The organism is Candidatus Pelagibacter sp. (assembly GCF_052049775.1).
Taxonomy (GTDB): Bacteria; Pseudomonadota; Alphaproteobacteria; order Pelagibacterales; family Pelagibacteraceae; genus Pelagibacter.
Genome location: NZ_JBNGZH010000046.1, coordinates 1 through 10,722, shown reverse-complemented (window position 1 = coordinate 10,722; position 10,722 = coordinate 1). Strand labels below are relative to the sequence as shown.

Here is a 10,722-nt window from a genome sequence, read left to right as displayed (position 1 = left end):
AAAATTTCGATCTAAAAAAGATTCTGAAAGATCTATATAGAATGGAAATAAGAAATCTATTAGTAGAGGGTGGAGATATATTAACAAAAAATCTACTTCAAAAAAAATTATTTAATGAATTTTATATGTTTAGAAGTTCGAAAAATTTATCTAAAAACAAAAAACATGTTAATTTTACTTCTTTCAACATTTTGAATACCAAATATAATAAACATAAGATAAACTCTAAATTAGCTAGCGATAAATTAACTATTTACAAAAATTGAAATGTTTAATGGAATTATTTTTAACAAAGGTTTAATAACAAAAATAATTAAAAGACCAAAAGGAATTAATATTTTTGTAAAATCTGATCTTAAATTAGGTTTAAAAGATATAGGTGTTTCTGTAGCCTGTGATGGAGTTTGTCTTACTCTTATTACAATTAAAAAAAGGATTATGGAATTTTATTTATCAAATGAAACTATAAAAAGATCAAAATTTAAATACATAAAGTTAAATGATAGAATTAATCTAGAACTTCCTCTTAAATATGGTCAAAAAATTTCAGGGCATATTTGCCAAGGACATGTTGACACTGTTGGGAAAATATTATCAGTAAAAAATATTGATAAATCTTATCTATTTGATTTTGAAATTAATAAAAAAGAGAGAAAAAATATAATCGAAAAAGCTTCAATTAGTATAAATGGTATATCATTAACAATTTCTAAAGTGACGAAAAAAGGTTTTCAAATCTGGATAATTCCTCATACTTTTAAATTAACAAATCTATCATCTCTTAAAAAAGGTAATTTAGTTAACGTAGAAATAGATATTCTTTCAAAATACGTTAGAAACTATTTTTATGAAAAAAAATAATTATTCATCAATAGAAACTATAATAAATGTTGCAAAAAAAGGGGGTATGTACATTTTAGTTGATGATGAAAAAAGAGAAAATGAAGGTGATTTAGTTATGTCAACTTCGGATACAAATGCAAAGAATATTAACTTTATGGCTAAATATGGGAGAGGCCTTATTTGTTTAGCCTTAGATAGTCTTCAAGCTAAAAGATTAAATTTATCTTTAATGTCACCTGTAAACCAATCAAGAAATCAAACAGCATTTACAATTTCAATAGAGGCGAAAAAAGGTATCACAACCGGAATATCAGCGAAAGATAGAGCAAAAACTATAAAAATAGCCTCAAAGAAAAATGTGAGCAAGAAAGATATAGTATCACCTGGACATGTGTTTCCAATCATTGCAAAGGATGGTGGTGTTCTTGTAAGAGCAGGTCACACAGAAGCCTCTGTGGATATTTCAAAGTTAGCTAAAAAGAATAATTCAGCGGTCATTTGTGAAATAATGAACGAAGATGGAACAATGGCTAAGGGTCAAGCACTTTTAAATTTTGCACAAAAACATAAACTTAAGATTGGTAAAATTGAAGATTTAATTTCTTATCGATTAAAAAAAGAAAAATTAGTAAAATTAAAAAAATCTTCTGACATCAAAGTAAAAAATCAAAAATACATGATCAAAATATATGAGAATCTTTTAGATGGATCAGAACACTTTGCTCTCATAAAAGGATCTCTAAAAAGATCTATCGTACCACGTGTTAGAGTTATTTCATCAAATGTAGTTTATAATTATCTTATAAGTCAAAAACTTCCCAATTCATTTGATAAAACAATAAATTATTTCAAGAAATACAATAATTGTGTACTAATTTTTATTAAAGATACTAACTTAAATTCGGTAACTCAAACGCTTAAAAGTTTTAGAAGTAAAAGTCTTAAAAAGAAAGGTAAAGATAATCTTATAAGAAATTATGGTATAGGTGCTCAAATTATTAAAGATTTAAAAATCAAAAAGATGATATTAATTACTAGAACACCAAAAAAAGTTATTGGATTAGAGGGTTATAACATTAAGATAACCAAACAAGAATTAATTTAATGAAAAAAATTTTAATAGTCACAGCAAATTATTATAAAGATATTTCTTTGGGTTTGTTAAATAGTGCAAAAAAAAATCTTCCAAGAAATTTTAATGTAAAAATAATTAAAGTTCCTGGAGTATTTGAGATACCTGTAACCATCTCAAAACATTTAAAAAAATTTGATGCTTTTATTGCCCTAGGATGTGTTATTAAAGGTCAGACTCCACATTTTGATTTCATATCTCAATCCTCAACCAATGCTATTATGGATTTAGCTATTAATTCAAAAAAACCTATAGGAAATGGAATTCTAACTTGCTTAAATATGAAACAAGCAAAGGCCAGAAAAAAAAAGGGTGCTGAGGCAGCAGAAGCAGTTGTTTCAGTTTTATCACAAAAATGAAACCAAAATATAGCCCAAAAAATAACCCTAGAGTTATTATTATTCAAAAATTATATGGTGTTTTGTTTAATAACGACGAAAAAATTGAATTTCCAAAACATAGATTTAAAAAATTTATAAAAGATATTGTTTTAGGCACAATTGAACGAAATGAAATTATTGTAGATGAATTAGATAAAAATTTAGGTGATAGTTTTAATTTATTTAAGTTAGATAAGATATTTCAAGTTATCTTAAAATCTGCAACATATGAAATTTTATATAAGCCTAATTTACCAATAAGAATAATCATTAAAGAATATTTAGATGCATCTAATCTCTTTTTAAATGATTCTCAAACAAAATATTTAAATGCATTATTAGATAATGCTGCAAAAAAACTAAGATCAACAAATGCATGAATTTGAGATAATCAAAAAATATTTTTCAAAACTCTCTTTAGATAATAAAAATTCACTTAAACTAAATGATGATGTTTTTTTCGATAAATCAAAAGAATTGGTTATTTCTGTAGATACTTATATAGAAAAATCACATTTTTTTAATTTTAAAGATCCTGATTTAGTTATCAAAAAAATTCTAAGATCCTCTATTTCTGATTTGATTTGCAAAGGTGTTAAACCAAAATACTATTTTATTTCGGGCTCTGGAAATAAAAAAACATTTACAAAATCAAATTTAAAAAGAATTTCTCAATCACTAAAACAAGAACAAAAAAAGTTTGGAATTCATATTTCAGGTGGAGATACTGTTTTTTCAAATAAATTGAGCTTTACAATAATTTCTGTAGGTTTTTCCTCAAATATAATATTTAGAAATAAAGCAAAATTTAATGATGACATCTATGTGACGGGTAACTTGGGTGATAGTTTTATGGGCTTGAAAATATTAAAAAAAAAAGTTTCTTTAAAAAAAGATCTCAATAAATATTTTCTTAATAAATATTACTTTCCAGAATTACATATCAATTTAACAAAAAAATTATTCAATTTTGCTAATACCTCTATAGATATTTCTGATGGTCTTTTTGCAGATTTAGATAAATTAATTAATAAACAAAGATTATCTTATAAAATTTATATGTCTAAAATTCCAATTTCTAAAAATCTAAAAAAGATAATACTTTCAAAAAAATTACAAAAGATTGACTTCGTATCAAAAGGTGACGATTATCAGATATTATTTACTGCATCGAAAAAAAAGTCCAGAATCATCAAAAGAACGTTTAAGTCTTTAGGTATTAAGATTTCAAAAATTGGAAATATTTCTTTGGGTGGTCAAAAATCACAAGTTATTGATGAAAAAGGGAATAAAATTGCCATTAAAAATAAAGGTCATATTCATGATTTTTAAAAGTTATTTATTGCGTTTTATAGCTTTTTTTGTATTGTCCGATTTTTAATAACTAACAACCAATAACATAATTAAGGCTTATATGACATCAACAATCGAGACTATTCTTTTATATACCATTGGTGCTGGATTATTATCTATAGTTTATGGATATTTAACTGGAAAAAATATTTTAAATTCAAGTACAGGAAATTCTAAAATGCAAGATATTGCATCAGCGATACAAATTGGTGCGAAAGCTTATCTTGCAAGACAATACAAAACAATTGCTATTGTTGGTGTTGTTGTTTTAGTTATTGTTAGTTTTGCTTTTAGTATGCTTGTTGGTTTAGGCTACCTTATTGGTGCAACTTTATCAGGGATAGCTGGATATGTGGGAATGTTAGTTTCGGTTCAAGCGAATGTTAGAACTGCTGAAGCATCTAGAAAAGGACTAGCTAGTGGTTTGTCAGTAGCTTTTAAATCTGGGGCTGTTACCGGAATGTTAGTTGCAGGGTTAGCCTTATTATCAATTGCTGTTTATTATTATTTATTATTAAAATTTAATATTGATGAGAGAGAAATTGTAAACGCATTAGTTGCTCTTGGGTTTGGTGCATCATTAATTTCTATTTTTGCGAGACTTGGTGGAGGTATTTTCACTAAAGGTGCTGATGTTGGAGCAGATTTAGTTGGAAAAGTAGAAGCCGGTATACCAGAAGATGACCCAAGAAATCCTGCTGTAATAGCTGATAACGTTGGTGATAATGTAGGTGATTGTGCTGGAATGGCAGCTGATTTATTTGAAACTTACGCAGTAACTATTGTCGCAACTATGGTTTTATCTTCAATATTTTTTCCAGGAGATTTATCGATGATGATTTATCCACTAACTATTGGTGGAGCATGTATTTTAACTTCAATAATTGGAACTTTTTTCGTTAAACTTGGGAGAAGTAAAAATGTAATGGGAGCTTTGTATAAAGGATTTGTTGTATCAGCTTTAGCTTCCTTAGTAATTTTATATCCAGTAACTAATTACGTTCTAGGTTTAGAAAATTCTTATGCTTTAAATAATAAATCATTTTCAGGAATGAGCTTATATTATTGCGGAGTGATTGGATTAGTTATTACAGGTTTATTAATTTGGGTAACAGAATATTATACAGGTACAAATTATAGACCTGTAAAAAGTGTTGCAAGTTCCTCTACAACAGGACATGGAACTAATGTAATACAAGGTTTAGCTATTTCACTAGAGGCTACGGCTATACCAGCTTTAATAATCGTTGCTGGTATTTTGCTTACTAACCATATCGCTGGTTTGTATGGTATAGCAATCGCTGTAACAACTATGTTAGCATTAGCAGGAATGGTTGTAGCACTAGATGCTTATGGACCAGTTACAGACAATGCTGGTGGTATAGCTGAAATGTCAAAGTTACCAAATAATGTCAGAAAAACAACTGATGCATTAGATGCTGTAGGTAATACTACTAAAGCAGTTACAAAAGGTTACGCAATCGGATCTGCTGGATTAGGTGCACTAGTTCTTTTTGCAGCTTATACAGAGGATATAAAACATTTTTCGAAAGAAGTTGGTTCAAAATTAGAGGGTATAGTTGTTACTTTTGATCTATCGAACCCTTATGTTGTCGTTGGTTTATTGATAGGTGGAATGTTGCCTTATTTATTTGGATCTATGGGTATGCAAGCAGTTGGAAGAGCAGGGGGTGCTGTTGTTATAGAGGTAAGAAGACAATTTAAAAAATATCCAGGCATCATGAAAAGAAAACAAAAACCTGACTATGCTAAATTAGTTGATTTATTAACTGTAGCCGCAATTAAAGAAATGATTATCCCGTCATTATTACCAGTCCTATCACCGATTGTTTTATACTTAATAATTTTTGCAATTGGCGGTCAAGTTGCAGCTTTAGCATCAGTTGGTGCGATGTTGTTAGGTGTTATTATTACCGGTCTATTTGTTGCAGTTTCAATGACAGCAGGTGGAGGTGCATGGGATAATGCCAAAAAATACATTGAAGATGGAAACCATGGTGGAAAAGGATCTGAGGCTCACAAAGCTGCTGTAACAGGAGACACAGTTGGTGATCCATATAAAGATACAGCGGGTCCAGCAGTAAATCCAATGATTAAAATAACGAATATTGTTGCTTTACTTTTATTAGCGGTTATCGCTGGCTAATTTCTTTTCTTTTTTTGGCCCTCACACCAAGAGGGTCATTTATTTTTTGCCTCATACTAGACATGAAATCATAAATAAAAGAATTCCTAGCAAATGTGGCCTCTGTTGTATCTTCTGCAATTTTTATTTTATTCATATTTTGTATATTATAAAACTCTTTCTTCTTTAAAATTCCATATTTGTCTATTTCAAGAACTAGAACATCATTTTTAAAAATTTTCATTCTACCTAAATTCCTCAATTTAGATTGTGTTTGTTTTCTCTCAATATAGATCCATACATCATTATCAAATTTACTACGTGTTGATGGAGTTCCTAAAATTTCTCTTATATCGTTACTTGTTGATTGATCAATAATTAATTGTTTTTGTTTTTTTTCAAGAAAAGGAATGCCATGATGTTTTACAACTTTTTTAAAGGAACAATTTGATACTATTAACGCAAAAAAAAATATATATAATATTTTATACATGTCTGAAAACTATCTTAATGTTTATAACAATTTAATCAATTACTCTAGAAATAAAGATTTATACAAATCTCTTGATCGAGAAGATAACTTTTCAGATCGCCTAACTCTTTTTCTTATCCATTTTGCTTTCTTTTTAAAAACCTACAAAAATAAAGAAAATAAGGAGATTTTACAAAAAATTTATGATTTTAATTTTAGACAATTAGAATTAAGCATAAGAGAAATAGGATATGGAGATCAATCAATTAATAAAAAAATGAAAATTTATTTGAATTTATTTCACGCAATAGTTTCAGAAATTCACTTTTGGGATAAATTAGATAAAAATGAAAAATCAAAAAAACTATCTTCTTTTTTGGAGGATTTTAAAGAAATTGATATTTTAGTTGATTATTTTGATGATTTTTCCGTGAATTTGACTAAAAAAACTTTGAATTTTTTTTTAAAAAGTGTAATTAGTCCATAATTATGGCAGTACCTAAACGAAAACAAACACCATCAAGAACTGGTATGAGAAGGGCACAAAATATGAAATTCTCACCAAAAAATGTAATTGAAGATAAAAAATCTGGTGAATATAGATTGTCTCATCATTTAGATTTAAAAACTGGAATGTACAAAGGTCGTCAAGTTTTAGATCCAGAAGAATAATTGATATTTAAATGTTAGATTTAACTAAAATTGCAGTTGATGCAATGGGTGGAGATGGATCACCTAAAAAAATTATTGATGGCATTATTCACAATCACAAGTTAAATAAAAAAAATTTTTTTAAAATCTTTGGCAACAAAATTAAGATTGATTCGCTCATTAAAGATAAGTTGAATAATGATTTCTACGAAATAATACACACAGATAAAGTTGTTAAAAGTACAGATAGCCCTCTTGAAGCAGCTAAAAGAGGCAAAGACACAAGTATGTGGCTTGCGATTGAAAGTGTAAAAAAAAAAGAAACTGACATTGTAATATCTGCGGGAAATACTGGTGCATTACTTGTTATCGCTAAATTAAATCTTAAAATGATTGAAAATATTGATAAACCTGCTTTATCTGCTTTATGGCCAAACAAAAAAGGTATGAGTGTTGTTTTGGACTTAGGAGCTAATATTGAATGTAGTTCAAAAAATTTGGTTGATTTTTCAATTATGGGAGCTTCTTTATATAAGTCACTTTATCCAAATGAAACTCCAAATACAGCTTTATTGAATATTGGTTCAGAAGAATTGAAAGGTAATGAGATTATTAAAGAAACTTTTCAGATACTAAATGAAAAAAAAACTAATAATTTCAATTTTTCAGGTTACATTGAGGGTAATGAACTAATGGATGGTAATGTTAATGTAATTGTTTCTGATGGTTTTACAGGTAATGTAGCTCTTAAAACGGCTGAAGGTACAGCAAATTTTATTACAGATGAACTTAAAAAAGTTTTTAAAGACTCAATTTTAGGTAAATTATCGGCAATATTGAATTTTTCAAATCTAAATAGATTCAAAAAAAGATTAGATCCTAGACTTTACAATGGTGCAATTTTTATTGGCCTAGATTCGCCTGTTGTAAAAAGTCATGGAGGAACAGACTTTATTGGTTTTTCAAATTCATTAGAAGTGTGTAGTAAAATCGTTAAAGGCAATTTAATCAATAAAATAAGAGAAAATATCTAATTAATGAGAATTAATTTAACAAAAAAAGATCTTGTTAATTCAATATATATGCAAGTTGGATTTTCAAAACAAATTACAGAAAATTTAGTAGAAGAATTTTTTTCCATAATAGTTTCGAATTTATGCAAAAAAAAGTCTGTAAAAATTTCAAAGTTTGGGACATTTATTATTAGATCAAAGAATTCTAGAATTGGTAGAAATCCAAAAACAAAAGAAGAAAAAGAAATTTCTAAGAGAGATGTTATTTTATTCAAGCCATCAAAAGAATTCAAAGAATACCTTAATAATAACGGGAAGAATGCAACCTAATAACACTTGATAAAGATTAAATTTTGCAATAGAAACCTCAAACTTGGTCCCTTCGTCTATCGGTTAGGACACGTGGTTTTCATCCTCGAAAGAGGGGTTCGATTCCCCTAGGGACCGCCACATTTATGATATTTTATGTTTATATGCTTAAAAGCGTAAAAAATAAAATCATAAAAACTTACGTTGGATATACAAATAACCTTAATTTAAGACTTAAAAAACACAATACAGGTAAAGGAGCAAAGTCGACAAGAGGATATAAGTGGAAAATTATCTATAAAAAAAAATTTTATGATAAAAGATTAGCTATGTCATTTGAGTATAAATTAAAAAGAGATAAAAAAAAAAGAAAACACTTATTAAGTTTAAGTTAATATGAAAATAGCATCAATATTACCCTATAAAGAAAATTATACTCTGAGAGGAGCTGGTGCGGTTGCTCTATGGATCAGTGATTTTATAAGAGACTCTGAATATAAAAAAGATACTTACATTATAGGTAGCACCAAAAATAAAAATTACTTAACAGAAAATTATATAAATATAGACAAAATTAATTTAAAACTTAATAGTACAACTAAAGAGTACTCAAATAAGATCATTAATAAAATCAAAAATTTGAATTTTGATATACTAGAGTTACATAATAGACCAATCATGGTTAAAGAATTTTTTGGTAAATTAAATTCAAAAATCATCTTATATTTTCATAATGACCCAACTACCATGAAAGGTGCTAAATCAGTTAATGAAAGAATGTATCTTTTAAAAAATGTTGATAAAATTATTTTTATCTCAAAATGGGTTAAAAAAAAGTTTTTTGAAAATTTACCAAATTTGTCAGATAATAAAACTCAAATTATCTATCATAGTATTGATCCAATAAAAAAAAATGTCAAAAAAAATAAACAAATAATTTTTGTTGGAAAATTAAATGAATCAAAGGGATATGATCTATATTGCAAATCTATGTTTAAAATTTTAGATCAATATAATGATTGGTGCGCTATTTCAATTGGTGAAGAAAGGAGATTTCAAAATTTCCCTACTCATAGAAAACATATTAACCTTGGTCAAATTCCACATAACAAAGTTTTGGATTATCTAAGTAAATCTGAAATAGCTGTTATACCCTCAAGATGGGAAGAGCCATTTGGTAGAACTGCATTAGAAGCTTCTTCACGTGGCTGCGCAACAATAATCTCTAATAGCGGTGGTCTCCCAGAAACGACTGATTATGCAATAAAACTTAAAAAATTAAACACTAAAAATATTGAAAATGAAATTATACAACTTATTAAAAATGATAAATTAAGAAAAAAAATCCAGATTAGAAGTAAAAAATTTGTTAAACACAAATTGAAGAATAATTCTCAAAAAATTGATTTTATGAGAAATTCACTATTTCCTTTCAAAAAAATAAATATCAATAAAAATAAATTAAGAATAATAAATATTTATAATTTAGCGCAAAAATTAAATCATAGAATTTATAACCTGTCATTAGGTAAAAAATTTACTAATGGCTTTATCAGAAATGGTCATGATGTAATCGAAATTAGTGATAGAGATTATGTGAGACTAAATAAAAGTATTAATTTATTTGGCGCTAGAGAAAAATTTCATAGTTATTTAATTGAAACTTTTAAAAATTATAACCCAGATTTAGTTATTTTTGGACATTCTGATAATGTAAATCAAGAAATCTTATCTGATTTTAAATCAATTAATAAAAATATAATAATCTCTCAATGGAATGAGGATCCATTGATGAAAAATTTACCAGATACATATGAAAATATTAATAAATTGAGTAAATTTTTTCCTTTAGTAGATCATTCATTCATAACAACTAATCCTACTATCCTAAATTTATCTAAGAAATATCTTAAAAAAGTTCATTTTTTTATGACACCTGTGGATAGAAATATTGAATGTTTTGATGTTTACAATCTAAAACCTTCTAACGATGTTTTTTATGCAATGAGTCATGGGGTTAATCGTGCAACTCTAAAAATTGGAAAAACAGATAGCAGAGTCATTTTTTTAGAAAAACTTATTAAAAAGATGAATGGAATTAAATATGATTTTTATGGAATTGGAAAACAAGAACCTGTTTGGGGTAATGAATTTTATAAATCATTAATTAATTCAAAAATGGCCTTAAATCTTAGTAGGGGACAACCTACAAAACATTACTCAAGTAATAGAATCGCCTCACTTATGGGAAATGGGTTATTAGTTTTTATAGACAAAAAAGTGAAAATGAGCAGTTTTTTTAATTCAAATGAAATAGTTTCTTATAATGATGTCAATGACCTTGCTGATAAAATCAAATTTTATAAGAAAAATGATAAATTAAGAATTAGAATCGCTAAAAAAGGTAAAGAAAAATATTTCAA

General features: G+C 27.0%; 14 protein-coding genes and 1 tRNA gene. 14 read left to right on the top strand and 1 reads right to left on the bottom strand.

Going from position 1 to position 10,722, the window contains the following annotated elements; genetic code table 11:
* From ACTT83_RS05790 to ACTT83_RS05760, 7 genes are all read left to right on the top strand, one after another.
* On the top strand, positions 1 to 266 hold a 266-nt coding region (locus ACTT83_RS05790; RefSeq protein WP_440919150.1), incomplete at its 5' end, for a dihydrofolate reductase family protein.
* 1 nt (position 267) lies between these two features.
* On the top strand, positions 268 to 861 hold the full coding sequence (locus tag ACTT83_RS05785; RefSeq protein ID WP_440919149.1) for a riboflavin synthase: 594 nt from the start codon (positions 268 to 270) through the stop codon (positions 859 to 861).
* The gene (gene ribB / locus ACTT83_RS05780) at positions 848 to 1,948 is read left to right on the top strand and encodes a 3,4-dihydroxy-2-butanone-4-phosphate synthase (RefSeq protein WP_440919148.1); all 1,101 of its coding nucleotides are present in this window, start codon (positions 848 to 850) and stop codon (positions 1,946 to 1,948) included. Before ACTT83_RS05785 ends, ribB begins: the two co-directional genes overlap by 14 nt.
* Entirely contained in the window at positions 1,948 to 2,334 is a 387-nt protein-coding gene (gene ribH, locus ACTT83_RS05775; protein WP_440919147.1) for a 6,7-dimethyl-8-ribityllumazine synthase, read from the top strand. The genes ribB and ribH overlap by 1 nt, the downstream gene beginning before the upstream one ends.
* A complete protein-coding gene (locus ACTT83_RS05770) occupies positions 2,331 to 2,735 on the top strand; it encodes a transcription antitermination factor NusB (RefSeq protein ID WP_440919146.1) in 405 nt (134 codons plus the stop codon). Before ribH ends, ACTT83_RS05770 begins: the two co-directional genes overlap by 4 nt.
* The gene (gene thiL / locus ACTT83_RS05765) at positions 2,728 to 3,687 is read left to right on the top strand and encodes a thiamine-phosphate kinase (RefSeq protein WP_440919145.1); all 960 of its coding nucleotides are present in this window, start codon (positions 2,728 to 2,730) and stop codon (positions 3,685 to 3,687) included. The genes ACTT83_RS05770 and thiL overlap by 8 nt, the downstream gene beginning before the upstream one ends.
* A gap of 82 nt (positions 3,688 to 3,769) precedes the next feature.
* Positions 3,770 to 5,875 carry a sodium-translocating pyrophosphatase gene (locus ACTT83_RS05760; protein WP_440919144.1) on the top strand — a complete coding sequence of 702 codons (2,106 nt, stop codon included), beginning with the start codon at positions 3,770 to 3,772 and terminating at the stop codon, positions 5,873 to 5,875.
* On the opposite strand, the gene bamE is transcribed toward ACTT83_RS05760, so the two are convergent.
* Complete coding sequence (gene bamE, locus ACTT83_RS05755) at positions 5,862 to 6,347, bottom strand: outer membrane protein assembly factor BamE domain-containing protein (protein WP_440919143.1); 486 nt, start codon at positions 6,345 to 6,347, stop codon at positions 5,862 to 5,864. The two genes, ACTT83_RS05760 and bamE, sit on opposite strands and share 14 nt — an antisense overlap.
* Between bamE and ACTT83_RS05750 the strand changes: the two genes are divergently transcribed.
* The 7 genes from ACTT83_RS05750 to ACTT83_RS05720 all read left to right on the top strand — a co-directional run.
* Positions 6,346 to 6,813, top strand: coding sequence for a ubiquinol-cytochrome C chaperone family protein (locus tag ACTT83_RS05750; protein WP_440919142.1), 468 nt, complete (start codon positions 6,346 to 6,348; stop codon positions 6,811 to 6,813). The genes bamE and ACTT83_RS05750 overlap by 2 nt on opposite strands.
* A 2-nt stretch (positions 6,814 to 6,815) precedes the next feature.
* Positions 6,816 to 6,998 (top strand): 50S ribosomal protein L32, encoded by a 183-nt coding sequence (gene rpmF / locus ACTT83_RS05745; protein WP_440917039.1) that lies wholly within the window; start codon positions 6,816 to 6,818, stop codon positions 6,996 to 6,998.
* Positions 6,999 to 7,009: 11 nt separating this feature from the next.
* On the top strand, positions 7,010 to 8,011 hold the full coding sequence (gene plsX, locus ACTT83_RS05740; protein ID WP_440919141.1) for a phosphate acyltransferase PlsX: 1,002 nt from the start codon (positions 7,010 to 7,012) through the stop codon (positions 8,009 to 8,011).
* 3 nt (positions 8,012 to 8,014) lie between these two features.
* Positions 8,015 to 8,320, top strand: a complete 306-nt coding sequence (locus ACTT83_RS05735; protein WP_440919140.1) for an integration host factor subunit alpha — start codon at positions 8,015 to 8,017, stop codon at positions 8,318 to 8,320.
* Positions 8,321 to 8,365: 45 nt separating this feature from the next.
* Positions 8,366 to 8,440, top strand: a tRNA-Glu gene (locus tag ACTT83_RS05730).
* 23 nt (positions 8,441 to 8,463) lie between these two features.
* Positions 8,464 to 8,694: a GIY-YIG nuclease family protein gene (locus tag ACTT83_RS05725; protein WP_440919139.1), complete on the top strand. Its 231-nt coding sequence runs from the start codon at positions 8,464 to 8,466 to the stop codon at positions 8,692 to 8,694.
* Between the two features lies 1 nt (position 8,695).
* The coding region (locus ACTT83_RS05720) for a glycosyltransferase (protein ID WP_440919138.1) at positions 8,696 to 10,722 on the top strand (2,027 nt) is incomplete at its 3' end.